The following is a 26791-nucleotide window of genomic DNA, read 5'->3' on the forward strand; positions in this document are numbered from 1 at the left end:
CTCAGCTCCAGCAGACCGGGAACGTGGACAGGCCGCGGAAGCTGAGGTTCATGTTCCAGTCCTCGTTCGGGCTCTTGGGGCGGATGTGGGGGATGCGCCGCAGGAGCGTCTCGAAGGCGATGGGGATCTCCGCGCGGGCGAGGAAGGCGCCCGGGCAGACGTGGATGCCGGCACCGAAGCCCAGGTGCGGGTTCTTCTCGCGCGCGAGATCCAGCTCGTCCGGCCGCTCGAAGATGGCGCCATCGCGGTTGGCCGCGGCCACGATGGGCATGATGCCCTGGCCCTTCTTGATCTGCTTGCCCCCGAGCTCGAAGTCACACGCGGCGATGCGCGTGGGCGCCTGGGCGGGAGAGGTGAAGCGGTAGAGCTCCTCGCTCGCGGCCCGGTTGAACTGGGGGTTCTTGCGCGCGCGCTCGAGCTGCTCGGGGTGCTTGAACAGGGCGAGCAGGCCCGTACTGATGACGTTCTGCGTGGTGGTATGGCCACCGGCGAGCAGCAACACCATCTGGGCCACGACCTCCTCCAGGGTGAGCTTGTTGTCCTCGCGCCACGCCTTGACGAGGTAGGAGATGAAGTCCTCGCGCGGCCGCTCGATGCGCTCGTTGATGGCGCGGGTGATGTAGTCGGTCATCGCCAGGAGCGCGTCCTGGCCCTTCTTCATGATGTCCAGGTTGTCGATGCGGCCCGTGGCGTGCGCCAGGTCCACGCTCCACTGCTTGAACGTGGCGAGGTCCGAGCGATCCATGCCCAGGATCTCCACGGCGAAGAGCAAGGCGGGCAGGGCATAGGCATAATCGTTGACGAAATCCATCTCGCCCCGGTCGTACACCTGGTCGATCAGCCAGTCCGCGGTCTGCTGCGCCCGCTGATGGATGTCCTTGATGTTGTCGGGACGGAAGGCCTGGTTGATGAGGCCGCGCAGGCGCTTGTGCTCGGGGTTGTCCTTCATCACCGCCCACATGGAGAAGTGGGTGATGATGGGACGCAGGTGCTGCATGAACTCCTCACGCACGACGAAGGTCTCGCTGCTCTGGCTGGAGAAGCGGGTCGTGTCCTTCAAGCCGGCCTGCACATCCTCGTAGCGGGTGAGCAGCCAATGCCGCGTCTCCTCGCTCCAATACACAGGCTCCTGCTCGCGCAGTTGCTTGTAGAAAGGATAGGGATTGATGTGGAATTCAGGGCTCAGGATGTTGACGTGCAGCTTCTGCTCCTGGCGCATGCAGGCTCCTCGATAGAGTTGTCGTGGGGGGATGAGACTGTCCGTGAAAGGGCTCGCGGACCCAGTCATGATAACCCAATCCAGTCGTATCCTCCGATGTGAATGCGGATTAATCTCCGCGGCTCGTGACGAAGGCGGGTGCAAGGCATGACGACGTTCGTTTTCCCCGGACAGGGCTCGCAGAAGCGAGGCATGGGCTTGGAGTTGCTCGCCAGGCAACACGAGCGCGTGGCGCAGGCGAACGCGTTGCTGGGTTATTCGCTGGCGGAGGTCTGTCAGGACGAGCGCCTGGACCAAACCCAGTACACCCAGCCCGTTTTGTTCGTGCTGAATGCACTGGCCTGGCTGGAGCGGCGCGAGCGCGATGGTCGCGATCCCGCGCGGGCCATGGGCCACAGCCTGGGCGAGTACAACGCCCTGTTCGCCGCGGGTGCTTTTGATTTCGCGACGGGTGTGCTCCTGGTGCGCAGGCGCGGGGAGCTGATGGCCCAGGCGAGCGGCGGGGGGATGGCCGCGGTGGTGGGCTTGTCCGTGGCGCGCATCCGCGAGGTGCTGGCCCACGAGGCCGTGGACTCCCTGGACCTGGCCAATGACAACACCCCCAGCCAGCAGGTGCTCTCCGGTCCGAAGGAGGACCTGGAGCGCGTGGCGCCCGCCCTGCGCGCCGCGGGCGCCAACGTGGTCCAGCTCAAGGTGAGCGCGGCCTTCCACTCGCGCTACATGCGCCCCGCGCGGGAGGCCTTCGCGGCGTTCCTGCGGGAGTTCACGTTCGCGCCCCTGCGCTTCCCGGTGATCTCCAACGTCGAGGCCCGTCCTTATGAGGAGGCCCGGCTGCCGGAGCTGCTGGCCCGGCAGATCGACTCGCCCGTGCGGTGGACGGAGAGCGTGCGCCATGTGCTCGCGCTGGGGGGGCAGGAGTTCGTCGAGGTGGGCCATGGCCAGGTCCTGACGGGGCTTATCAAGAAGATCCGACAGGAGACGCCCGCGCTCCCGCCGCCGCCCCCCGTGGCCGCGCGGGAGGAGGCCCGACTGCGCGCCGAGTCCCTGGGCAGTCGGGCCTTCCGGGATGCCTATGGGGTGCGCTTCGCCTATGTGGCGGGCTCCATGTACAAGGGCATCGCCTCGCGGGAGCTGGTGGTGCGCATGGGGCGCGCGGGCCTGCTGGGCTTCTTCGGCACGGGCGGGGTGCCGCTCGCGCGCATCGAGGAGGAGTTGAAGGCCATCCAGGCCGCGCTCCGTCCGGGCGAGGCCTACGGGATGAACCTGCTGCACAGCCTCGATCGCCCCGAGCGCGAGGAGCAGCTGGTGGACCTCTTCCTGCGCCGCTCCGTGTCCAACGTCGAGGCCTCGGCCTTCGTGCAGCTCACGCCCGCCCTGGTGCGCTACCGGGTGTCGGGGCTGCGGCGGCTCGACGACGGGCGGCTGCAGGTCCCGCATCGGCTCATCGCGAAGGTGTCCCGGCCGGAGGTGGCCCGGGTCTTCATGAGTCCACCTCCCGCGGAGATGCTCTCCGCCCTGGAGCGCGCCGGCCGCGTGTCCGCCGAGGAGGCCCGGCTCGCGCGCTCGCTGCCCATGGCCGATGACATCTGCGTGGAGTCGGACTCCGGAGGCCATACGGACCAAGGCGTCGCCAGCGCCCTGCTGCCCGCGATGATGCTCCTGCGCGACCGGATGATGGCCGAGCATGGCTATGCGACCCGGCTCCGCGTGGGCGCCGCGGGTGGAATCGGCACGCCGGAGGCCGCGGCGGCCGCGTTCGTGATGGGCGCGGACTTCATCGTCACCGGCTCCATCAACCAGTGCACCGTGGAGGCCGCCACCAGCGAGCCCGTGAAGGAGTTGCTGCAGACGCTCGACGTGCAGGACGTGACGTGCGCGCCCGCGGGCGACATGTTCGAGCTGGGCGCGAGGATCCAGGTCGTGCGCAAGGGCCTCTTCTTCCCCGCGCGCGCCAACCGCCTGTACGCGCTCTACCAGCAGCACGACGCTTGGGAGTCCCTGGACGCGGCCACGCGCCAGCAGATCCAGGAGAAGTTCTTCCGCCGCGGTTTCGAGGAGGTCTGGGCGGAGACCCGCCAGCACTACCTCAAGACCGACCCCGGTGTGGTGGAGCGCGCCGAGCGCAACCCCAAGAAGAAGCTGGCCCTGGTGTTCCGCTGGTACTTCGTCCACACCTCCCGCCTGGCGCTGAGCGGCAGCCGCGAGCAGCGCACCGACTACCAAATCCACTGCGGCCCGGCGCTCGGGGCGTTCAACCAGTGGGTGCGCGGCACGCCCCTGGAGTCGTGGCGCAACCGGCACGTGGACGAGATCGCCGTGAAGCTCATGGAAGCCACGGCGGACGGGTTGGAGCGGCGCTTCCAGGCCATGCGTCAGGGGGGCTGACTCAGTTCAGGATGGCGCTGAAGTAGGTGTCCAGGCCGTCCGGCGCACGCAGGGGGAATCGCGCGGCGATGTGCGCGTCGGGGCGGATCAGCACGCCCCCCGCGCCTCGGGCGCCCAGGGCCTGGTGCGCGCCCTGGTGGGGATCGCTCCAGACCTTGCCGAGCCCCTCGTCCTCCAGCGTCGGATCCGCTCGCCCGCCGAACACGAAGTGGACGCGGAGCTCCTCGCCGTAGCGCTTCCGGGCATGGGCTCCCAGGGTGCGCATCGCCGGGAGGTCGGGCCGCTCGCCGCCAAGCACCAACAGGGTGTGCCGGTCCGCCCGAAGGATGTCGTAGAGCGGCGTCCGGCGCTCGGCGTCCATCACGAAGTGGGGGGCCCGGTCGCCTGGCCGTGCCGTGTCGTGCTGGAAGACGCTCCGCGCGGGCGCCTTCTGCACCACGGGGCTGCGGCGGTAATGCACGCCCAGCTGGGAGGTGGCCAGGACGTTCTTCAGGTTCAGCGCGGGCAGGTTCAGCAGGTGGAGCTGTTTGCGCGCCAGATAGCGCAGCACGGGATTGGTGCCGAAGACGAGGGTGGTGAGCCGATCGTTCTCCGCGAACATGGACACGGCCGCCGCGTGGCGCTCCGCGTGGTAGCTGTCGAGCAGGGCCTCCCGGGCCTTGCCCCGCACGGCGAGGCCCAGCTTCCAGGCGAGGTTCAGGGCATCCACCGCGCCCGTGTTGAGCCCCTGGGCGGCGATGGGCGTGTTCACGTGGGCCGCGTCGCCCGCCACGAAGACGCGCCCCACCCGGAAGTGGGACACCAGGCGTTGACTGGGCCGGTAGTGGGTGAGCCACAGCGGGTCCTCGAGCCGCCAGTGGCCCAGGCCCAGGGGCGTCATGATCTCCCGGAACTCCTCCAGCGTGGGCACCTGACCCTTGTGGGGCGAGTCGGGCATGCGCGCGGAGATGAGCCGGTAGTAGCCCTGGCCCAGGTTCAGGACCACGAAGGGAAAGCGCTCGAGGATGAAGCCATGGCGCTCGTCGCGGGCCAGCGACATGTTGGGGATGCGCACGTCCGTCATGATCCAATGGTCGTCATGACGCGAGCCGGTGAAGGCCAGGTTCAAGCCCGCGCGCACCCGGCTGTGTCCGCCGTCGCAGCCCACCAGGTACGCCACCCGCACGTCCTCGCCCGGGCCGCCCGCGCGCACCAGTCGGGCCGTGACCCCGTCCTTGTCCTGACGGAAGCCCTCCAGGGCCGTGGCGCGCTCCACGCGGATGCCCCGCTCCTCGAGCACCCGCACCAACTCGCGCTCCGTCTGCCCCTGGTGCAGGTGGAGGTAGAAGGGGTAGTCGCTCGCCAGCCGGTCGTAGCGCAGCACGGTCACCCGCCGCGTTCCGACGTGCATGTTCATGGTGCGGTTGGCGACCCCGGCGCGCAGCAGCCGGTCCGTGACGCCCAGGAGCTTGTAGAGCTCCAGGGCGCGGGGCTGGAGGGTGACGGCCTTGGACTCACCCGAGAACGAGGCTTCCTTGTCGATGATGCGGACCGGGATGTCCTGCTGGGCGAGCGCCAACGCGAGGGTCAACCCCACCGGGCCCGCGCCCACGATCAACACCTCCGCCCGAGGCGTCATACCGCCTGCTCCCCGGCGCCCCGCCGCGGCTTCGGCAGACCCGAGAGGAAGGAGATGCGCGAGCCCATGAAGCCCGACAGCTGCCGCAGGTCCCAGTCATAGCCCTCGGAGCCCTCGACCTGCTGGATGAGCTCCCGCCACTCCTCCAGGTGATAGGCCCGCAGGTGGGACACCACGCCGTCGAAGAAGAAGCAGAAGGCGCCCACGGGGGCCACCAGGCCCAGCAGGGTGCGGCGGGGATTGAGCGGACGGATGCCGCCCAGGCTCAACCAGGCGCTGATCAGCGGCGTCGCGGCGGAGAAGCGCAGCAGCGACACGAGGTCGCGCTGCACGGGCTCCAGGAACACGATGGGCTGCCCCTTGTTCACCGCGTCGGCCAGGATGCCACGCACCTGGGCGGGCTCGAAGTGGTGCACGGCGTTGACGATGAGGCGCAGTCCCGACAGGTGCGCGGGAACGTCCAGCACGTCGACGGACTGCTCGACATGGCTCAGCCGGCCACCGCTCTCCCGCGCGAGCTCCTCGAACCGCTCCCGCGACGGGTGCTTGTCCGAGAGCTGGATGCGCACGTCCTCGCGGTCCAGGTGCCTGGACAGCTCCAGCATCAGCCCGCCATCCCCCGCGCACAACGCCTGGATGGACGTGAGGCCCCGCTGCTTCATCAGCTCGGCGAGCACGTCGAAGCTCCCGTCATACATCCGCAGCTGCACGGACATGTGGTGCAGGAACTCCATGATCGTCTTGCGCAGGGGGGAAGGCAGCCACGGCATGTCGTTGAATTCGAAGAGGTGGGCGCGTCGCATGGGGGAAGTCCTGGTCAGTCGGAGGAGGAGGGGGTGAGGGCGGAAGCGATCAGGCGCAGCAGCCAGGACTGGGCCTGGTCCGCGCGCAGGAAGAAGTGGTCACCGGGCGTCACGTGCTTGTGGAAGGCCGCGCTCGTGAGGGCACGCCACGCGGCCGAGGCCTCGTCGGTGATGCGGTCGTCGGAGGCCCCGTGCATCACGGTGATGGGGAAGTCGAAGGGCGGCTCGGGTTGGTAGCGGTAGCCCTCCATCAGGTGCAGGTCCGCGAGCATCATGGGCAGCAGCGCGCGGGCGAAGTCGGAGTCGCCTCCCGCCATCATCCGTCCCTCGGCCGTGCCCATCGCGATGTCGAGCAGGGGGCCCGGCGCCTCGCGGGTGTCGGGGGCGGGAATGCCCTCGAAGCCAGCCGCGCGGAAGCGCTGCCGCAGGCCTTCCAGGTAGGGACTAGGGGTGAGGAAGGGCGCGCCGAAGCCTCCCACCAGCAGGTGCTGGGGGCTGGGCAGGCCCCGGGCGCGCAGCCGACTGGCGACGAGGTACGCGAGCAGCGCGCCGAGGCTGTGGCCGTAGAAGGCGAACGGCAGGTCGAGGTGGGGCCGCAGCGCGGACTCGAGCTGGGACAGCAGGAGGTCGAGCCGCGCGATGGGCGGCTCCTGGATGCGCGTCTCGCGCCCTGGGAGCTGGAGAGGCCAGACCTCGATGTGCTCGGGCAGCCGCGCCCAGTCCAGGTACAGCGAGGCCCCACCGCCCCCGTAGGGGAAGCAGAACAGCCGCACGGTGGGCCGGGCCCGGCGCACCACGTGGGCGAACCAGGCGTCCGGCGAGGCGGAGGCCACGGGGGCGGAGGCGGGAGCACGCTCGGGGGCGAGCTCGCGCAGGAGCAGACCGGTGAGGGTGTCGATGCTCGGCCCCTCGAGCATGAGCTCGGCCGGGACGCGCAGCGACAGCCGCTCCTCGATGTCCCGCCGCAGCGACAGCCCCGTGATGGAGTCGAAGCCCAGGTCACGCAGGGGAATGCCGGTCGGCAGGGTGTCCCGCTCCATGTCGAGGTGATGCGCGGCGCGGGTGCTCAGGAAGTCGGTGAGCCAGGCGCGGCGGGCCTCCGTGTCCATCCCAGCGAGGGGGCCGGACTCGACGGCCACCGGACGCGCGGGAACGGGCGCCTCGCCCAGGGCCCGCTCCAGGGCCTCCACGCGCTCGGCGCTCAACAACTGCAACTGGTGACCCCGGGCCTCGGCGACGAGCCGGCCGGTGCCATCGAACAGGCGGAAGTGGCCGGTGATGCGGCCGTTCGCGTCGGGCGGCTCGGGGAAGGCGATGTGGCAGCGCAGCGTGTCCCCGCTCGGGGCGTGGTGGAGCTGGAAGGACTCCCAGCCCACCACCATGAAGCGCATGCGGCCCTGGAGATGGGCGGCGCCCGCCACCGCCAGGAGCTGGGCGCAGGCGTCGAGTACGCCCGGATGGAAGCCCAGGCCCTGGGGCTCCCGCTCCGTGGCGGGCACCCGGCGGAAGCGCGCCACGGCCTCGCCCTCGCGGAAGTGGACCTCGTCCACCCACTTCACGCTCTCGCCCAGCTCGAACGACAGCTCGGCGAGGCGCCGGTAGAAGGTGTCACCGTCCCACCGCGTGCCGCCCTCCCACTCCGAGGGCGGCCGCTGCTCCTCGGGGAGCGCGGGCTCGAGCAGGGCCTGGGCATGGAGCGTCCACTGGGCCCGTTCCCGCTCGAAGCCGTGGAGCAGCAGCCGCGCGCGTCCACCGTCGAGGGGCTCGACCACGAGCCGCACGTCGCGCTCCTCCTGGGGCTTCACCTGCAAGGCGACGAGGTAGCGCACCTCGCGCAGCACGAAGGAGCGCAGGCCGAGGTGCTGACGCACGGCCCGGGTGATGAGCTCCTGCCAGTGGCCGATGTGGGCGATGCCATGGTTGTCGGCCAGGTCCGGCAGGCGCGCGTGGCTGAGCCGGTAGGCGAACTCCCGTTCACGGCGTGGCGTGATTTGGGGAGATCCCTCGAAAACGGACATGGAGGGACCCTCGTCCTCCGCCGGGGGGCGGAGCCAGTGCGGCTTGCGCTGGAAGGGGTAGGTGGGCAGCGGACCCTCCGCCAAGCGTGTGCCCTCGGTGAAGGGGCGGCGCCGTGGGGCGAGCCCCTGCGTGTGCAGGAGGGCCACGCAGTCGAGCAGCGTCTTCCAGGGGGCGTGCTCCGTGGTGACGCGGGGCCAGTCGCGGCCCGTGTCCCCCAGGCTCAGCAGCACCCGTTGCTCCGAGCCCTCCAAGCCCGTCAGGGCCCGTGCCCAATCACCGGTCGCGGACTGCGCGCCCGCCCAGGTGTCGGCGCGTGCCGCCAGGCGCGCATCGATGAGCGCCTCGGCCCGCGTGCGCAGCAGGCGCAACCGGGGAACGCCGAGCCGCTGGGGCTCGGGGGTGAAGGCGCCGCGCAGTCCCAGGTCGCGCAGCAGACAGCCCAGGGCGTCCCGGAGCGTCAGCGCACCGGCGTGGCAGGCCGCGACGTAGAGCCCCTGGCCATCGGCCAGCAGCGTGTCTGGGGCCAGACCCCAATGGTCCAGCAGGGCCAGCAGCGCGTACTGGGCTCGGAACGTGGTGAGCGCCCGTGCGTCCAGCGCACGCGTGTTCCCGCCCAGCAGCTCCGTGGCGATGGCACCGCACGCGTCGTAGGCCGCCGCGAACACGGGCTCCACCGGATGCAGCGCGGCCACGGTGGCGGAGAACTCGCCCTCATGGGGAAGGGCGATCGCGAGGCGCGGGAGCGTGCCTTGCGGAATGACCCCCCGCCGCAAGCCCTCGGCGTCCCGGCCCTCGCTCAGGGCCAGGAGCGCGGTGGACAGCCCCGTGCCGTCCGTGGCCACCACGCTGGCGCGGTGTTCGAGGTGCCCACGCGAGCGTGTCGCGGCGGCGCACAGTCCGGGGAGCCGCTGCTCCGGTTCTCCCGCCAACCGCTCCCGCCACTGCAGGGCGAGGGCGCGCAGCGCGGCTTCGTCCCGCGCCGAGAGCGGCAGCCAGTGCACGGGCCGGGACCGCGCGGACGCGGACGGCGGGGCGGTGGGCGCCTCCCCCACGAGGACGTGGACATTGGTGCCGGAGAAGCCGAACGCGCTCACGCCCGCGAGCCGGTCCGGTTCATCCCACGTCAGCGTGTCCCAGGCCAGCCGGGCCCGCATGGCCTCCAGGCGGATGCGGGGGTTGAGCTGGCGCAGGTGGGGCTGCCTCGGAATCGTCCGGTGCTGGAGGCAGAGCACGGTCTTGATGAGGCCGGCGATGCCCGCGGCGGCCTCCAGGTGGCCCAGGTTGGCCTTCACCGCGCCGACCGTGAAGGCCCGCTCCGCGTCCGGGCGTTGTCCGTACACCGCGCCCAGGCTGTGCATCTCGATGGGGTCCCCGAGCGGCGTGCCCGTTCCGTGGGCCTCGACGTAGGAGACACGCTGGGGCCGCAGTCCCGCCGACTCCAGCGCCTTGCGCAGCAGCGCTTGTTGCGCGAGCCCGTTGGGCACCGTCAGCCCGCTGCTCGCGCCGTCGTGGTTGGCCGCCGAGCCGCGCAGCACGGCGAGCACCGGATCTCCATCCCTCCGGGCATCCGCCAGGCGCTTGAGCACGATCATGCCGCCGCCCTCCGCGCGGCCGTAGCCATCCGCCGAGGCGTCGAAGGTCTTGCAGCGGCCGTCGGGGGCGAGGGCCCGCAGCCGGCACAGCGAGACGGTCGTGTACGGCGACAGCATCAGGTTGATGCCGCCGGCCAGGGCCACCTCGGACTCCCCCCGAAGCAGGCTGTCGCACGCGAGGTGCACGGCCATCAGCGACGAGGAGCACGCCGTGTCCACCGTGAGCGCGGGGCCTTGCAGGCCCAGCCGGTGGGCGATCCGCCCCGAGGCGATGTTGGTCGCCAGTCCCGTGGCCGTGTAGGAGTTGAACTGCTGGGCGTTCCGGGGCAGCAGCGCGTACTCGGCGCCGCCCATGCCCACGAACACGCCCACGGGGCTGCCCGCGAGGCTGTCGGGCGCGAGTCCGGCCCGCTCGAGCGCTTCCCAGGACATCTCGAGCAGCAGGCGCTGCTGAGGGTCCATGTCCGCGGCCTCGCGCGGGGAGATGCCGAACAGCCGCGCGTCGAAGAGCGCGGGGGACTCGCGCAGGAAGCCACCCTGGCGCACGTACACCTTGCCGGGAGCGTCCGGGTCCGCGTCGAAGAGGGCCGCGTTGTCCCAGCGCTCTCCGGGGACGTCGACGATGGCATCACCTCCCGCGAGCAGGAAGCGCCAGAAGGCCTCGGGACTGTCGCAGCCTCCGGGGAACCGGCACGCCATGCCGACGATGGCGATGGGCTCACGGCCCGCAGGCGCGGCCACGGGCGCGGGGGCGACGGCTGGCGCCGCCTTCGCTTCGAGGCGCGGGGGCCGGATGCCGAAGCGCTGGACGATGGTGTTCCGATCGCCGTGGAACACCACGCGCTGCGCGCCTTCCTGGGACAGGCCCTGCTCGAAGACCGACAGCCCGAGCGCGGTGGGCAGCGGGGTGAGCCCGCCCCGGCGCTCCATGAAGCGCAGCGTCTGCTCGTCCACGCGCATGCCGCCCTCGGCCCACAGCGGCCAGTTGAACGACACCGTGCGTCCGGCACGCTCGCCGCGCGCCCGCTTCGCCTCCCGCTCGGTGGCGAAGGCATCGAGGAACGCGTTGGCGAAGGCGTAATCGCTCTGGCCCACGTTGCCGGTGATGGCGGCCGTCGAGGAGAACAGGGCGAAGAAGTCCAGGGGCAGGTGCTGGCTGGCCTCGTCGAGGTGCAGCGTGCCGTGCACCTTGGGGCCCAGCACCGCGGCCATCTGCTCCCACACCTTGGCCACGACCAGGCCGTCCCGGGTCGCTCCCGCCGCGTGGATGATGCCGTGCAGCGTGCCCAGCCGGGCGCAGGCCTCCTGGACCACCTGATGGGCCGAGTCCCGCTCGCTCACGTCTCCGCGCACGTACACGACCTCGGCTCCGCCCGCGCGCAGGGCGTCCAGCCGCTGTCTCCGGGCCGGATCGAGCTCGCCTCGGGCGGTGAGCGCGACACGTGCCTGGAAGGTCCGTACGAGATGCTCCGCCAGCATCAAGCCCAGTCCGCCCGAGCCTCCCGTGATGAGGTACGCCCCGCCCCGTCGCACCGGCGGAGCGTGCTCGGCGCCCGGAGGCAGCTCGATCAGCTCGCGGACCTGCCGGCGGCCCTTCACGTACTGGACCTCGACCGCGTCGTCTCCGCGGTTGTCCAACGCCAGCCGCGCGACGTCCGCGGGGGTGCCCACGTCCGCGTCCACGGCCAGGAGCCGACACGTCAACCGGGGCGTCTCCAGGCCGAGCGCGCGCGCGAAGCCTCCCAGGGCGGCCTGGGCCGGGGACCAGGCCCCCTCCTCCAGGGCACAGACGTAGCCGAGGTGCACCGAGCCCTCGGTCCCGTGCGTGAGCACTCCCCGCGCGAGTCCCATCAGGTGCGAAAGCTCCCGCGTGGGTTCCCGCTCCCGCGTGCCATCGAGCGCGCCGAGGTGGAAGACATGGCTCGGACGCAGGCCCCGTTCCTCCAGCCAGGTGAGCAACTGGTGCACCTGGTCCGGCTGGGCGGGGTCGAACGCGAGCGCCGCCTCGGTGCCGATGAACCGGGCGCCGAGGTGCGCGCCCACCACGGGCGCTGCGAGCCGCCGCTCGCGCAGGGCCTCGCGGAAGGCGTCCACGTGCTCGGGCCGCGCGCCCACCAGCAGGATCCCTCCGAGGGTTCCTCCGGGCGGCGGCGCGGAAGGCGCATCGCGCCATTCCTGCCGGGCGAGCACCACCTCTCCAGGGCGCGGCTCCGTCCGGACCTCCTCGGCACGTGCTTCACCGGTTCCCAGCCGCTCGAGCAGGAAGTCCGCGAGGGCGCGCAGGTTCGGGTGATCGAAGGCGAGGGTCGGGTACAGGTCGAGACCGAGCTCGGTCTCCAGGCGCTCCACGAGCAGCATGGCCTGCACCGACTCCATGCCCAGGTCGAAGAAGCCCTCCTCGGGGGCAGGGGAGGTGCCGGGGGCATAGGCGAGGATGCGTGCCACGAGCTCCCCGAGCAGACGGATCGACAAGGCCTGTCGCTCCGCCTGGGGCGCGTCCAACAGCCGCCGCCGCATGGACGGGGCCTCGCCCGTCTCCCGAGCCGGTGCCGAGGGCCCGGGCGGGGGCGTGGGCGGCTCGGTGTTCTCGATCCAGTAGCGCTCTCCGGCGAAGGGATAGGTGGGCAGCGAGATGCGGCGGGGCGTCCCCTCGGGATGCAGGTCCGCCCAGGGCCAGGCGGCACCCTCGACCCAGGCGCGGGCGATGGCGGCGTGATCACCGCGGTCGACGAGTGCCCGCAGCGCGGAGGCCGTGGTCTCTCCAGGCGGTGAGCGCGGCTCCGTGAGGGTCGCCGTGAAGAGTCCCCGGGCCTGGAGCGCCGCGGGGTCCTGGGCGTGCGCCAGGTAGGCGCGAAGCTGGTCGCGGCACTGGGTCACGTCCTCCGCCACGAAAGCGAGCCGGGCGGCCATCGCCTCGCGGCCCATGCGCAGCGTGAAGGCGAGCGAGGCCCAGGCGTCCGCGCCCCAGCCGGGCCGCGCCTCCAGGAAGTCGAGCAGCCGCCGGGCCTGCATCCGCAGCCGCTCGGGCGAGCGGGCGGACAGGACGATGACCTCGGGACGTGCCGCGCGGGAGGGGGAGGGGGGCCTCGGGTCCTCCCAGGACTCGAGGACCACGTGCACGTTGACGCCTCCCGCGCCGAAACTGCTGATGCCCGCGCGCAGGGGCTCGCCAGCGGGCGCGCGCCACGGCGCGGCCTCGCGTTGGACGACGAAGGGCGTCCGGGCGAAGTCGATGTGGGGGTTGAGTCGTCCGCCGTGGATGAGGGTGGGGGCGAGCCGCCGGTGCCTCATCTGCAACAGGACCTTGTGCAACTGGGCGATGCCCGCCGCGGACTCCAGGTGGCCGATGCTGGCCTTGACCGAGCCGATGGCGCAGAAGCCCCGGTCCTCCGTGTGGCGGCGGAAGGCGTCCGTCAGGCCCGTGACCTCGATGGGGTCTCCCAGGCTGGTGCCGGTGCCATGCGCCTCCACGTAGCCGAGCGTCCGGGGATCGACGCCCGCGCGCCGCAGCGCCGTGAGGATGACCTCGGTCTGCGCCACGGGGTTGGGCACCGTGTAGCCATGGGTCTTGCCGTCGTGGTTGTGCGCGCTGCCCTTGATGACCGCGTGGATGACGTCCCCATCGCGCAGGGCCTGGGCCAGGGGCTTGAGCAGGACGGCGCCCACGCCCTCGCCCGGCACGTATCCGTCGCCGCCCTCGGCGAAGCTGCGGCAGCGGCCGTCGCTCGAGGCGAAGCGGTTGGCGCACAGCATCACGTACTTGCTCGGGTGCAGGGACAGGTTCACGCCGCCCGCGATCGCCAGCTCGCACGCCCCGGAGCGCAGGCTCTCACACGCCAGGTGCACCGCGTTGAGCGACGACGAGCAGGCCGTGTCCAGGGTGAGGCTCGGTCCGCTCAGGTTGAGGGCGTAGGACACCCGGTTGGCGATGGAGAAGGCCTGGGTGTTGATGGGGATGCGGTTGCCCCGGGCCCATTCCTGGGCGCCCAGCAGGGCGTACTCGTTGTAGGTGACGCCCACGAACACGCCCACCGGGGCGCGCTGATCGCCCGCGTCCGCGCGGGCCAGGCTCGCCCGGGTGTGGCCCGCGTCCTCCAGGCAGGCCCAGGCGGTCTCCAGGAACAGGCGCTCCTGCGGGTCCATGTAGCGCGCGACCAGCGGGGAGATCTGGAAGAAGGCCGCGTCGAAGCGGTCCACGCCCTCCAGGAAGCCACCCCAGCGCGCGTAGATGGAGTTCGGCTGGCGGCGCGTGGCATCGAACAGGGGCCGGTAGTCCCAGCGCGCCGTGGGAATCTCCTCGATGCAGTCCCGGCCCGTCTCCAGGTTGCGCCAGTAGTGCTCCAGGTCCTCCGCCTGGGGATAGCGGCCACTCATCCCGATGACGGCGATGTCCATGCGCTCGGGCCGGGGCTCGGACGGGGGGCGGGGCGCGGGGGCGGGCGCGGGCAGGGCCCGGGGCTCCGGCGGAGGTGCGCGGAGGCCCTCCGCGTGCTCCACCTCGAGGTACGCCGCCAGGTCCGCGAGGTTCTTGTATTTGAAGAACAGCGTGATGGGCAGCTTGCCGACCATCGCCTCGAGCTTCTGGTGGAACTCGGCGATGAGGATGGAGTTCATCCCGTAGCTCTCGAAGTCCGCCGTCGGCTGGAGGGCGGCGGGATCGAGCCGGGCGATGGTCGCGAGGGTCTGGGTGAGGACCTGGAGCGCGCTGGACGCGGAGGCGCTCGGCGGCGCGAGGGCCACGGGCGCGACTTCGGGCGCGGCCTCGGGCCGGGGCTCCGGGCGGCCGGTGAACACCCGGTCCGCGGGCGCGGGCAGCAACCAGTGCCGGGTGCGCGCGAACGGAGAGCCCGGGAGCGGCACCCGCCGTCCCCCGCCGGGATGGAGCCGCGCGAGATCGAAGCTCGCGCCACTCACCCACAGCCGCGCCAGCCGATCGAGCTCGCCGCCGGACACCAACGCGTCGAGGAAGACGGCACCGGCGGCGCCTCCCAGCAGCGCCTCATGCAGCCGCGACGACTCCGCGGCGCCGACATGCACCTGCTCGGCGGTTCCGCGCTCGAGCCAGGCGTCCAGCCGCGACACGAGCTCGTCGAGCGTCCCCGCCACGAGCGCCAGCCGCTCGGGCATGGCCTCCCGGCCCACCGCGAGGGTGTAGGCGAGCTCCTCCAGGGACGGCCGTCCGGGCTGGCGCAGCACCGCGCGCAGCCGCTCGGCGGAGGCCCGCAGCGTGGCGGGCTCGCGGGCCGACAGCACCACCAGTTGGGGCGAGCGGCTTCCCTCGGACCGGGGCGCGCGGGGACGGTACTCCTCCAGCACGACGTGGGCGTTGGTGCCGCCGAAGCCGAAGGAACTCACGCCCGCCCGTCGGGGCGTCTCCCGTCCCTCGCCGTCACGCGGCGCGGCCCAGGGCTGCGTGCGGGCGTTGACGTAGAACGGACTGCCCTCCAGGCGCAGCTCGGGGTTGGGCGTCTGGAAGTGGAGGCTGGCGGGCAGGGTGCGGTGGCGCAGGGCGAGCACCACCTTGAGCAGCCCCGCGATGCCCGCGGCCGTCTCCAGGTGGCCGATGTTCGTCTTGACCGAGCCGAGGGCGCAGTGCGCCTGTCCGGGCGTGGACCGGCCCCCGCGTTGGGCGAACCGCTCGAAGGCATGGCGCAGGCCGATGACCTCGATGGGGTCCCCCAGCCGCGTGCCCGTCCCGTGCGCCTCGATGTAACCCACGGTGGCGGGGTCCACCCGCGCATCCTCGTAGGCGGCCACCAGGAGTTCCGCCTGGGCGGTGGGGTTGGGGGCCGTCAGCGCCTGGGCCCGGCCGCCGTGGTTGATGGCGCTGCCCCGGATGACGGCCTGGATGAAGTCCCCGTCCGCCTCGGCGCGCGACAGGGGCTTGAGCAGCAGGGCCCCGAGTCCTTCCCCGCGCACGTAGCCGTTGGCGCTCGCGTCGAACGTCTTGCACCGGCCGTCCGCGGAGAGCATGCCCGCGCGGCTGAACGAGAAGTAGAGCTGGGGGCTGAGCAGCAGGTTGACGCCGCCCACGAGCGCCAGCTCGCACTGGCCCGAGCGCAGGGCCTGCACCGCGTGGTGGAGGGCCACCAGGGAGCTGGAGCACGCGGTCTCCACGGGCAGGCTGGGGCCGTGCAGGTCGAGCAGGAAGGAGATCCGGTTGGGCAGCACCGAGTGCGCCTTGCCCGTGGCGGTGTGCGCGTCCGCGGGGATGCCGAAGTCCCTCAACAGGTCGTGGTAGTCGGTGGTGCCAATCCCCACGAACACGCCCGTCTTGCTCCCCGCGAGCGACGAGGGCCGGTAGCCGGCGTCCTCCAGGGTGTTCCAGGCGAGCTGCAGGAACAGCCGGTGCTGGGGGTCCATCAGCGCCGCCTCGCGGGGCGTGATGCGGAAGAAGGCGGCGTCGAAGGACTCGACGTCGTCGATGAAACCGCCCCACCGGCTGTGGGTCCGGTTCGGCTCGCTCAAGGGGTCGCCCTCGAGGGCCCGCCAGTCCCAGCGCGAGGCGGGAATCTCCTCGATCAGGTCTCGTCCCTGCTCCAGGTTCCGCCAGAAGCTCTCGAGGTCCGGTGAGCGCGGGAACATGCCGCCCATGCCGATGATCGCGATGGGCTCGGACACGTCGGGCCCGGTTCGCGGGATGGGGCGCGGCTCGGGCATGGGCGTGGGCCTCGGCTCGGGCCTGGGTTCGGGTATCGGCTCGGGACGCGCCAGGGGCGTGGGCGCTTGGGCCCCCCCCGTGAACCGGGCGCTCAGGGCCTCGCCATGGGCGGCGAGCAGATGCTCGGCGAGCGAGCCGAGCCGATCGTGCTCGAAGAGCATCGCGGCCGTGAGGTCCACGCCGAGCTGCTCGCGCAGTCGTGTGGCGAGCTGGGTCATGGAGATGGAGTCGAAGCCGAAGTCCCGCAGGTCCGTGTCCGGGTCCACATCCGCGACCTCCATCTTGAGGATGGCGGCCGCGGTCTGGAGGACCTGCGTCCGGACCCGCTGGCGCAGGGCGTCCGCCGCGGCGGGCGGGGAGACGGGGCGCGTGTCGCGCACCCCGGGCGTCGGGGGCGGCTCGGGCGGTGGGGGCGGGCGCGCGGACGGGGCGGGCGTCGCCCCGAGGGCCTGACACAGGGCGCGCACGGTGGGGTGCTCGACGAGCTGACGCGGGCTCAGGGTTCTCCCGAGGCGCTCACTCAGCCGCGCGCCCAGCATCATCAGGGAGGCGGGATCGAAGCCGTGGTCCTCCAGGCTCGCCTCGGGATCGATCTCCGTGCGGTCCACGGAGAGCACCTCGGCGAGGGTGGACAGGATGTCCGGATCCAGGGCGGGCACAGGCGCGGGCACGGACACGGGAGCGGGCGGCGCATCGCCCACGTCGAAGGCGCGATCGATGGTCGCGAGGTCTCCCTCCACGACGGCCATCACGGGCGCGGGGGCCCGCAGGGCCTGAACGAAGAAGTCGAGTCCGGCCTCCGTGCTCAGGGGCTTCATGCCCAGCGTGCGCAGCAGATGCTGCTCGGTCTGGGCGTCCACGTGCATGCCGCCCTCGCGCCACAGGGGCCAGGCGATCGACAGCGAGCGTCCGCGCCGCTGGCCCTCGCGCACCTGGGCCGCCCGCGTCCGCGCGAAGTGATCCAGGAACCGATTGGCGAAGGCGTAGTCGCTCTGTCCCACGTTGCCGAGGGTCCCCGCCAGCGAGGAGAACAGGACGAAGAAGTCGAGGGGCAGGTGGCGTGTGGCCTGGTCCAGGTGGAGGGCGCCGAGGACCTTGGGCCGGATCACCTCGTGGGCATCCTCGAGGCGCTTGCTGGTGATCATCGCGTCGCGCAGGACGCCGGCGGAGTGGATGACACCGTGGAGGGTCCCGAAGCGCTCCACCACTTCGTTGACCAGGGCCCGCACGTCGGCCTCGCGCGAGACGTCCGCGCGCAGGTACACGACCTCGGCCCCTCGCGCGCGCAGCGCCTGGAGCTGCTCGCTCAGGGCGGCATCCTCCGGCGCGCGTCCCGCCAGGACGATGCGCGCCCGGTGCTGCTGGGCCAGGAAGCGAGCGAAGAGCAGGCCGAGTCCGCCGCGCCCTCCGGTGAGCAGATAGACGCCCTGGTCCCGCAGCACCGGGGTGTCCCCTCCGGACAGGGACAGCCGGACGCGCCGCGAGCGTTCGCGGCCGTGGGCTCCGTGGCGGATGGTGTCATCCCCGTCCTCGGTGCACGACAGCTCCTGGAGCAAGAGGTCCGCCGTGGCTCGGGGGGACGCATCCGGCAGCTCCACCGCGCGGTAGCGCAGGGCGCGCTGCTCGAGGTTGATGGTCTTGCAGAAGCCCGAGAGCGCGGCGTGCGGGGGCGCGGACGCCGCGTCCCCGGAGGTCACGCACAGCAACTGGAGCCGGGGCACGGGCCGGGCCCGCACCCACGCCCGGGTGAACCCCATCAGGGTGTACAGGCCCTGGCTCAGGTCCTCGTTCACGCTCGACTCATCCCCCGTGGGGGCGCGCCGCCCGGCCCACGCATGGAGGACCGCCGTGGGCAGCTGTCCGACCTCACGCAGGGTCCGCAGCAACTGCTCGGCCTGCTCGGGCTGTCCGGGCGCGAGTTCGTAGACCCCATCGCCGAGCGAGTGGAAGTCGGCTCCCGGCCGGACGAGCAGCACGGGGACGGAGAGCCGACCGCGCAGTTCGTCGCGCAGGGCGGTGTCCCGGGCGAAGACGAGCAGGGGGCCCGTCGCCTCGAAGGTCGCGCGGGGCGCGGGCGCGGGCACCCAGGCCTCACCCAGGGCCCGGGTGGTCGAGCGCGAGGGACCGGGCACCCGCCGGATGGCGAAGTCCTCCAGCCGCGCGAGCGCCGTCCCCGCCGCGTCGAGCAACAGCAGATCGAAGAATTCCACGTCCTGGCGCCGCCCCTTGCGCGTGACATGGACGAAGCACGTGGAGGGCAGGGGCCGCCAGGCGTGCACCGCCCCGAGGGAGGACGGGAGCCAACGCTCGCCCGACGAGGCCGCCACGAGTCCGATGACGGCCTGCAGCGCGCCGTCCAACAAGGCGGGCGTGAGCGTGACGTCGCCGGGGACGGCCGGGTCGCCGGGCAGCCGCAGCTCGGCGAGCGCCTCGTCCGTGCCCACGTGGAGCGTGTGCAGGGTGCGCAGCGTCTCGCCATAGTCCAGGCCCCGCGTGGCGAGCAGGCCGTAGCAGTCCTCCGCGGACAAGACCTTCGGGCAGCGGGCGCGGAGGGCCTCGGGGCCCTGGGCGGAACGGGCCTCGGGCGGCGCCTCGCCGCGACTCAACCGGCCCTGCGCGTGGAGGAGCCCCTCGGCGCCGACGAGGCGGAAGCCCAGGTGCTCTCCCTGCTTCTCCAGCTCCAGGGAGACCTCGAGGGTGTTCTGGTCGGACGGCTCGGCGGGACTCGCCCAGGTGACGTCCCTCGGGAACAGCTCGGAGGCGGCCCCCGCGAGCCGGGCCGCGGCGAGCGCCATCTCCAGACACACCACGCCCGGCAGCATTGGACGTCCGCCCACGCGATGGTCCGCCAGCAGGGGCTCCGCTCGCGAGAAGGCCGTGGTGAAGCGCACCGCCGTGAGCGTGGAGGTGTTGCGCTCCAGCAGGGGATGGAGCCGCTGGGGGCCCTGGGCGACGGGAAGGGCCCGCTCCGTCCTGGGCAGCCAGTACGAGCGCCGGGCGAAGGGGTAGGGGGGCAGGGGCTGGCGCCGGGGCCTGCCGTGGGCGTGGAGCGCCGCCCAGTCGATGTCTTCTCCGTCGACCCAGCGCGCCGCCAGGTCCCTCAAGGCGGAGAGCTCCTCGCCCCGCGGCGCGCGAACTCCGGCCGACTTCTCGGCGCGAACCAGTCCCTGGAAGCGGCCCTCCGGGTCGGGCTGGTCCTCGAGGTAGCGCCGCACCTGCACCCGCAGCGTCTCCTGGCTGGAGGAGATCCACGCGAGCCGCGCCGCCATGGCCTCGTTGCGGGTCTGGAGCGCATGGGCGATCTGCACGAGGCTGGCGCGCGGTCCCGTGTATTCCGGCGCGGCCTGCCGATCCAGGAAGCCCAGGAGCCGCTCCGCGTAGGGACGGAGCCGATCCTCCTTGAGCGCGGACAGCACGATGACCTGGGGCCGATCCCTCGGGGAGGGCTCGGGGCGGGTGTCCACGTACTCCTCGAGGATGACGTGGGCATTGGCGCCGCCCGCGCCGAACGAGCTCAAGCCCGCGCGACGGGGCGTGGCGCGTCCGGGCGTGCCCTGCGTCTCGGGCCACTCGGCCAGCTCCCGCTGGACCCGGAAGGGCGTGGCCGCGAAGTCGATGAAGGGGTTGAGCGGCCGCGCGTGGAGCGAGGGCACCAGCTTGCGGTGGCGCATCTGGAGCAGCACCTTGGTCAGCCCCGCGATCCCCGCGGCGGCCTCCAGGTGCCCGATGTTGGACTTCACCGAGCCAATGGCACAGCTCCACCCGGGGGTCGTCTTGCCCGAGAAGGCCTTGCCCAGCCCGGAGATCTCGATGGGGTCACCCAGGCTGGTGCCGGTGCCGTGCGCCTCGATGTAGCTGAGCGTCCCCGGCTCCACGCCCGAGCGCTCCAGGGCCTCGGAGATGAGCGTGGCGTGGACGTCGGGATCCGGCACGGTGTAGCCGTTGGCGCGGCCGCCGTGGTTGATGAGCGTCGCGCGGATGACGCCATGGATGTAGTCCCCATCCGCCTCGGCGCGGGACAGGGGCTTGAGCAGGACGGCGCCCACGCCCTCGCCGGGCACGTATCCGCTGCCGCCCTCGCCGAACGCCCGGCACCGCCCGTCACTGGCGAGCATCCGGTGCTCGGTGAGGAAGACGTACTTGCTCGGGTGGAGCATGAGGTTGACGCCGCCCACGAGCGCCTGCTCGCACTCCCCCCGGCGCAGGCTCTCGCAGGCCAGGTGCAGGGCCGTCAGCGACGACGAGCACATGGTGTCCAGGGCCATGCTGGGGCCGCGGAAGTTGAAGAAATAGGAGACGCGGTTGGCGACGGACGAGGGGAAGGCCGAGGGCGTCACGGGGTGGCCCTTGAGGGTCTCCTCCACGCCGAGCAGCGTGTATTGGCTCCACATCACGCCCACGAACACGCCCACCCGGCGGCCCCGCAGCGCGCGGCCCGCGTAGCCCGCGTCCTCCAGCACCTGCCAGGCCGTCTCCAGGAACAAGCGCTCCTGGGGATCCATGAGCTCGGTCTCCCGGGGCGACAGGTGGAACAGCCGGGTGTCGAACTGGTCGATGTCCCGCAGGAAGCCGCCCCACTTGCCATGCGTGCTGCCCGGCCGGGTGGCGGTGGGATCGAACCACGGGGCGTGGTTCCAGCGCTCCGGGGGGACCTCGCTAATGCAGTCCCGTCCCGCCTGGAGGTTGTCCCAGAAGGTGTCGAGGTCCTCGGCCTGGGGGTAGCGGCCCGCCAGTCCGATGATGGCGATGGGCTCGTCCTGCCGCGTGAGGACGGGCGCGGGGGACACGTCACGGGCCGACGGCGCGGACGGGCGCGCGCGCGGGGCGGCGGGCTCCGGCGGGGCGACGAGCCGCGAGAGGGCCTCGGGGTGGTGCTGCTCGATGTAGTCCGCGAGCTCGCGCGGGGTGCTGTGCTCGAACAGGAGCGTGGGGTAGAGCTTGCGCTCGAGGTCCTGCTCCAGTCGCCGCACGATGTGCAGCAGGTGGCTGGAGTCGAACCCCTGGGCGTAGAAGTTCTCCGCGTCGTCGAGGGTGTCGGGGGCCACCTTCAGCTCGGAGGCGAGCAGGCGGCGCAGGTAGTCGAGGACGGAGGCGGTCGGGGCCTCCTTCGGCGCGGGGGGCGGGGCGGACACGGGCTCCGGCTCCCCGGGGTGTCGCAGCCGCGAGATGAGGGACTCGGAGCGGATGCGCTTGGTGGACAGCTTGCGCATGGACGCGAGCCGCCGGCCCTCGGGCGAGTAGAAGTCGATGTCGCTGGAGAAGAGATCGTTGGCCACCAGCCCCGTGCTGGACTGGCGCACGTGCACGAGGACGCGCTCGCCCAGGGGGCCCGCCGCTCGGAACGACTCGATGTGGATGGGGATGAAGGGCTGTAGCGCCAGCTCTGGACGCTGCTGCATGTAGAGGAAGGGGACGAGCGTGGAGCTGTCCAGGAAGACGGGGTGGAGGAGGAAGTCCTCCAGGTGCTCCCGGGCCGGCGCGCTCAGGTGCAACGCCGCGAGCACGCTGCCCTCGTGGAAGTAGAGCCGGCCCTGGCCCTTCATGAACTCCAGGTGCTCGATGGCCGCGCCGCGCGCGTAGACGTAGGCGTCGTCCACGTCCGCGGTCCGCGACGCCCGCGCCATCAAGGCCGCCACGTCCAGCGTGCCCTCGAGCGGCTGCCGCGTGACGTGCACCTCGCAGCGGAAGTTCTCGGTGGGCGTGGGCGCGGGCTCCCCGCCGCCGCCCAGGGGATGACTCTCCGCGATCACCTGCCAGCCGCGGGGCTCCGGGCCGAGGGGCGTGAAGCGCAGGCGCACCCGTCTGTCGAAGCGCTCCGTGGTGGCGATGGGCTCGCTGAACAGCACGTGGCGCAGTTCCACGTCCGCGACGTCGATGCCGTGGGGCGCGAGCGCGCGGAGCACCATGTCCAGGAAGACCACCCCGGGCATGATGCGCACACCGTGAACGCGGTGATCCCGGACGAGCGGATCCTCATGACTGATGGTCGTGCTGCACTCGAACTTCTGAAGCGGATCGGGCACGGAAATCATCCTCGAACGTGAGAGCTTAGAGGGGACCGTGAAGTGTTCAAGGTCGAATACATGAGAGGAGATGAGGCTTTTGTGGCCTGGGAGTCCACGCGTGGGTGCGCCGAGACACCGAGGGTGGGAAGGCTTGACCTTCCCACAATGATTTGTCGAACTGAGCGAGTCTTTTGCCTCTCAATGACAATCACCCCCCGAGGAGCCGCATGGATTCCCTGACCCCCGAGTTCGTGGGCCGTTACTACGATCAGACCAGCCAGCTGTTCGAACTCATGTCGAGCGCGAACATCCACTATGGCTATTGGCCAGAAGACAAACAGGAGCTGTCGCTCGTCGCCGCGCAGGAGCTGCTCACGGAGATGATGATCCAGCGGATGCGGCTGCCCGCCACGGCGCATCTGCTCGACGTGGGGTGTGGGCTGGGCCATCCCGCCATGCGGATCTCCCGGGAGACCGGCTGTCGGGTGACGGGCGTGACCGTCAGCCAGGTCCAGGTCGATCAGGGCAATCAACGCGCCGCCGCGGCGGGGTTGGGGGAGCGGGTGCGCTTCCAGTACGCGGACGCCATGTCGCTGCCCTTCGAGGACGGCGCGTTCCAAGCGGCCTGGGCGCTCGAGTCCTTGTTGCACATGCCCGCGCGCGCGCAGGTGCTTCGGGAGATGCGGCGGGTGGTGGTGCCGGGGGGCCGGATTGGCATCTCGGACATGATCTACCGGACGCCTCTGACGAGCGACGAGGCGTCCTTCATCCGGGGGGCCTTCCTGATGCAGTCGGCCATCTCGCTGCCCGACTACCGCACGCTGCTCGCCGAGAGTGGCCTGGAGGTGGAGGAGGTGTTGGACATCAGCACCAACACCCTGCCGACGCTGCCCCACCTCATGAAGAGCTTCGAGCACCACAATGAGACGCTGCGCGCGGCGATGGGCGAGGCCGCGATGAGCCAGCTGCGCGAGGCCTGGGTCCAGGCGGCGGAACTCTACCGGCGCAGCCTGGGCTACGTGCTCATCATCGCCCGGCGCGGGTGAGCCGGCTCACGCCTCGCGCAGCGCGCGCAGGTCGGCCACGAAGCGGTAGTAGACGTCGCCCTTGAGCAGTCGCTCGAAGGCCTCGTTGATCTTCTGGATGGGGATGAGCTCGGTGTCGGCCATGACGCCCTGGCTGGCGCAGAAGTCGAGCATCTCCTGCGTCTCGCGGATGCCGCCATCCAGCGAGCCCCCGATCTTCCGTCTGCGCATGATGAGCGGAAACGCCATCAGGGGCGTGGACGGCGTGGGGGCGCCCAGCAGGACCAGGGTGCCATCCAGCTTCAGCAGGTGCAGATAGAGGTTGTGGTCGTGGGGGGCGGTGACGGTGTCGAAGACGAAGTCGAAGCGTCCGGCGAGCTTCTGGAAGGTGTCCGCCTCGGACGTCAGGGCGAAGTGCCGGGCGCCCAGGGTGTGCGCATGGTCGCGCTTGGCGGGGGAGTTGCTGAGCACGGTGACCTCCACCCCCATGGCCGAGGCGAACTTCACCACCATGTGGCCGAGGCCCCCCAGGCCGACGACGGCCAGCGTGCTGCCGGGCTTGACGTCATAGTGGCGCAGCGGGGAGTAGGCGGCGATGCCCGCGCACATCAACGGCGCGGCGCGCTCCAGCGGGAGCGCGTCGGGGATGCGCAACACGTAGTTCTCGTCCACGGTGATGCTCGTGGAGTAGCCGCCGTAGGTGGGGGTGATGCCCGTGACGACCATGCCGCGGTCGCAGTACTGCTCCTCCCCCTGGCGGCAGGGCGCGCACTGGCGGCAGGAGTCCACGAAGCTGCCCACGCCGACCCGGTCGCCGCGCTTGAAGCGCGAGACCTTCTCTCCCACCCGCGCCACGAGCCCGGTGATCTCATGGCCGGGGACCATGGGGAACACGGCCCCACCCAGGGGGCCCCACTCGGCGCGGCTCTGGTGGACGTCCGAATGGCAGACGCCGCAGTAGTGGATGTCGATGAGCACGTCATGCGGTCCCGGCTCGCGGCGTTCCACCGTGAAGGGAGAGAGGGGCGACGTGGCGCTCTGTGCTGCATAGGCTTGGGCCAGGGGCATGGGCGTTCTCCAGTCCGAGGGAGGACAATGCGTGGTGTTGGGACACGCACTCCGAGCATCTCCGCCCGGGACGAGAGCGCAAGGGAACGGCGGCTTCCTGGAAAAGCGGACCTGGGTGGAGGGCACCGGGGAGGGGGCGGCCGGCCCATGACAAAGGGCTTGCCGTGCCTCGGGTTTCACGGTACTTAGCGACCCGTCTCAAGGTGGTCGTCGCCCGCGATGGCGATTGTAGCTCAACTGGTTAGAGCGCCGGACTGTGACTCCGGAGGTTGCCGGTTCGATCCCGGTCAATCGCCCACCTTTTCCCCCCCTTAAGCGCTCATAGCTCAACTGGATAGAGCATTGGCCTTCGAAGCCAAGGGTTGGGGGTTCAAGTCCCTCTGAGCGCGCAGTGCCTCGCCGCCAGATCCGTGGAGGAGCCCCCCTCGAGGCTCTCCGGTGGCGCTCCCCGGTCACTTCCCAGACGCAGCGGCTTCCGACGTGAGCTGGCGCATCTGCTCGCGCAGCCGTCGCGACAGGCTCTTCACCAGGCGCGCCACGTCTCGCGAGGCGGCCGTGTCGGCGCTTCCCAGCAATCCCGCGGCCTCGGCCAGATCTCGCGCGCTCCGGCACAGCTCCGGCAGGGTCACGCGCGGCGTCGCGACCGGCCGCGGGGACGGGGCGGTCTCGGTCGGCGGGGCCTTCTCGGCCAGTGGAGCCTTCTCGGCCAGTGGAGCCTTCTCGGCCGGCGGAGCCTTCTCGAGGGGCAGGGCCGGCAGGGTCCGGGACAGGGCCGGGCCCGAGGGTTCCGTCACGACCACGGGGGGCGGCGTGCGCGTGCGCATGTCCCGCACGACGGCCAGCCACCCGGCGCGCACCACGGTGGGGCACATGTAGAAGCCGGGCAGCTCGCCGCCCGTGGGCGAGCGTCCTCCGGCGGGCCCGCTGTGCACCAGGTAGGCCCGCGCCGCCGCCGCGAGTTCCTCCGTCGTGGCGCCGGCGAGTTGCTCCTCGGCGGCGCGCAGCAGCTCGATCGACGGGCTGTAGCCGGCGAGTGGGGGAGGGGGCGAGCTGGATGGGTGCGACATGGAGGCCCTCCTGGTGAATCCGTCGGTGGCTATTGACCCAGACGGGCGCGCAGGGATCCATCCTCCAGCGCCTTGCGCGTGTCGTCATGGCCGCCGATGAGGGCGCCCTTCACGAAGACCTGGGGGAAGGTGGGCCAGCCGCTCCACATCTTCACGGCGAGCCGCTCCTTCCACTGGCCGAAGTAGCTGCCGTACTCCAGGTAGGTGAAGGGGATGTTCGCCTCGGTGAGCAGGGCGCGGACCTTCTTGACGAAGGGATTCTGGGCCATGCCCACCACGACCACGGCATCGCGTTCCACGGCGGTGCTCACCGCGCGGACGACCTCCGGGTGGAAGCGGGCCATGGCCTCGGCGGCGGCGGGGGAGCGTTTGTCTTCGGCGTGCAGCGGGCGGGGGGTCGACATGGGACGCACACCCTAACCGAGTCCCCGTGTCATGGCAGGGGAATCTCCGGCAGGGTGAAGGCGCGCGTGTCCTCTGCTTGAAGTGTCAGGCGCAGGGCCTCCAGGGGGACGTCCTCCGGGAGCGGGGCCTCGACGCGGACGACCCGCTCTTCTCCTGGCTTCAAGGGGCCGGTGGGCACGACGGTCACGTCGCGCAAGGGCTCGCCCCGGGGGCCCGACAACTCCGCGCCCGCCAGGGGCCACGGCGTGTCGCCCTCGTTGACCAGGAGCAGCCGCACCCCCACGCGCCCCGAGGCCCGGTAGCTGTGCCCGTGCACGGCCCGGAGCGCTTCTCCCGGGCGCGCGGGGCGACCGCGCAGGGCCCGGGTGATGAGGCCGCGAGGACCGGGTTCTGTCTCCTCGCGAGGCCGCGGGCTCGGGGGCGTGGGGGCGAGCTGTTCCCGCAGCGCGCGGTTCTCTTCCTGGAGCCGCTGGTTTCGCGCGCGTTCCTCCTCCAACTGCCGCGCCAGCGCCTCGCGCGAGCGCTGATCCCGGAACACATCCACCTGCCGGGTGGCCCGAGCGGACTGGGACACCAGCACCAGGGTCGTGGGCCGCGAGGGCGACTCCTGCTCGAAGCGCACCGTCAACCGGAAGCGCTCCCCGGGGCGCAGGTCAGCGGGGGGCACCAGGCCCAGGCCACTCCGGCCGCGCAAGACCTCGGCGAAGCGCGCCTCGTCCTCGAGCTCCACCGTGACGGGCGCGTCGAAGAGCAGTCCCGTCAGTGTCCCGCGCGCGATGCAGATGTCCCGCGTCCCGGCCCGGGCGAGCTCGAGCGTCTGATGCTCCTCGCAGGCGGGCGGCGGAGGGGAGACCGGGGGCGAGGGGACTTGCCTCAGCGTCAGCAGCAGCAGGACGGCGGAGACAGGGTGCATGGGGGTCGCGT

The 26791-nt window shown here is 71.8% G+C and carries 10 protein-coding genes and 2 tRNA genes; 4 read left to right on the forward strand and 8 right to left on the reverse strand.

Features of this window, described 5'->3' with window-relative positions; genetic code table 11:
* Position 1: 1 nt before the first annotated feature.
* Positions 2-1219, reverse strand: a complete 1218-nt coding sequence (locus tag I3V78_RS14225) for a cytochrome P450 (RefSeq protein ID WP_204488136.1) — start codon at positions 1217-1219, stop codon at positions 2-4.
* A 147-nt stretch (positions 1220-1366) separates the two neighbouring features.
* Between I3V78_RS14225 and fabD the strand changes: the two genes are divergently transcribed.
* Positions 1367-3604 (forward strand): ACP S-malonyltransferase, encoded by a 2238-nt coding sequence (gene fabD / locus I3V78_RS39210; protein WP_239576425.1) that lies wholly within the window; start codon positions 1367-1369, stop codon positions 3602-3604.
* Between the two features lies 1 nt (position 3605).
* Here the strand turns inward: fabD and I3V78_RS14240 are convergent, their stop codons facing one another.
* From I3V78_RS14240 to I3V78_RS14250, 3 genes are read right to left on the reverse strand one after another with little or no spacing between them, the layout of a single operon-like run.
* A complete protein-coding gene (locus I3V78_RS14240) occupies positions 3606-5222 on the reverse strand; it encodes an FAD-dependent monooxygenase (protein ID WP_204488138.1) in 1617 nt (538 codons plus the stop codon).
* Positions 5219-6025 (reverse strand): hypothetical protein, encoded by an 807-nt coding sequence (locus I3V78_RS14245; RefSeq protein WP_204488140.1) that lies wholly within the window; start codon positions 6023-6025, stop codon positions 5219-5221. Before I3V78_RS14245 ends, I3V78_RS14240 begins: the two co-directional genes overlap by 4 nt.
* Before the next feature lie 14 nt (positions 6026-6039).
* On the reverse strand, positions 6040-22320 hold the full coding sequence (locus tag I3V78_RS14250; protein ID WP_204488149.1) for an SDR family NAD(P)-dependent oxidoreductase: 16281 nt from the start codon (positions 22318-22320) through the stop codon (positions 6040-6042).
* A 209-nt stretch (positions 22321-22529) separates the two neighbouring features.
* Between I3V78_RS14250 and I3V78_RS14255 the strand changes: the two genes are divergently transcribed.
* Entirely contained in the window at positions 22530-23348 is an 819-nt protein-coding gene (locus tag I3V78_RS14255) for a methyltransferase domain-containing protein (protein ID WP_204488151.1), read from the forward strand.
* Positions 23349-23354: 6 nt separating this feature from the next.
* Here I3V78_RS14255 and I3V78_RS14260 read toward each other — a convergent pair whose 3' ends face one another.
* Positions 23355-24395, reverse strand: coding sequence for an NAD(P)-dependent alcohol dehydrogenase (locus tag I3V78_RS14260; RefSeq protein WP_204488153.1), 1041 nt, complete (start codon positions 24393-24395; stop codon positions 23355-23357).
* A gap of 222 nt (positions 24396-24617) precedes the next feature.
* Here I3V78_RS14260 and I3V78_RS14265 point away from each other — a divergent pair.
* Positions 24618-24691 (forward strand) — tRNA-His (locus I3V78_RS14265).
* A 19-nt stretch (positions 24692-24710) separates the two neighbouring features.
* A tRNA-Arg gene (locus I3V78_RS14270) sits at positions 24711-24784 on the forward strand.
* Between the two features lie 63 nt (positions 24785-24847).
* Here the strand turns inward: I3V78_RS14270 and I3V78_RS14275 are convergent.
* Genes I3V78_RS14275 through I3V78_RS14285 form a run of 3 tightly spaced genes read right to left on the reverse strand, consistent with a single transcriptional unit; the run spans position 24848 to position 26780 of the window.
* On the reverse strand, positions 24848-25462 hold the full coding sequence (locus tag I3V78_RS14275; RefSeq protein WP_204488156.1) for a hypothetical protein: 615 nt from the start codon (positions 25460-25462) through the stop codon (positions 24848-24850).
* Positions 25463-25491: 29 nt separating this feature from the next.
* Positions 25492-25866, reverse strand: a complete 375-nt coding sequence (locus I3V78_RS14280) for a glutaredoxin domain-containing protein (protein WP_204488158.1) — start codon at positions 25864-25866, stop codon at positions 25492-25494.
* Between the two features lie 29 nt (positions 25867-25895).
* A complete protein-coding gene (locus I3V78_RS14285) occupies positions 25896-26780 on the reverse strand; it encodes a DUF2381 family protein (protein WP_204488160.1) in 885 nt (294 codons plus the stop codon).
* Between the last annotated feature and the right edge of the window lie 11 nt (positions 26781-26791).

It is taken from the genome of Archangium primigenium, from assembly GCF_016904885.1.
Lineage (GTDB): Bacteria > Myxococcota > Myxococcia > Myxococcales > Myxococcaceae > Cystobacter > Cystobacter primigenius.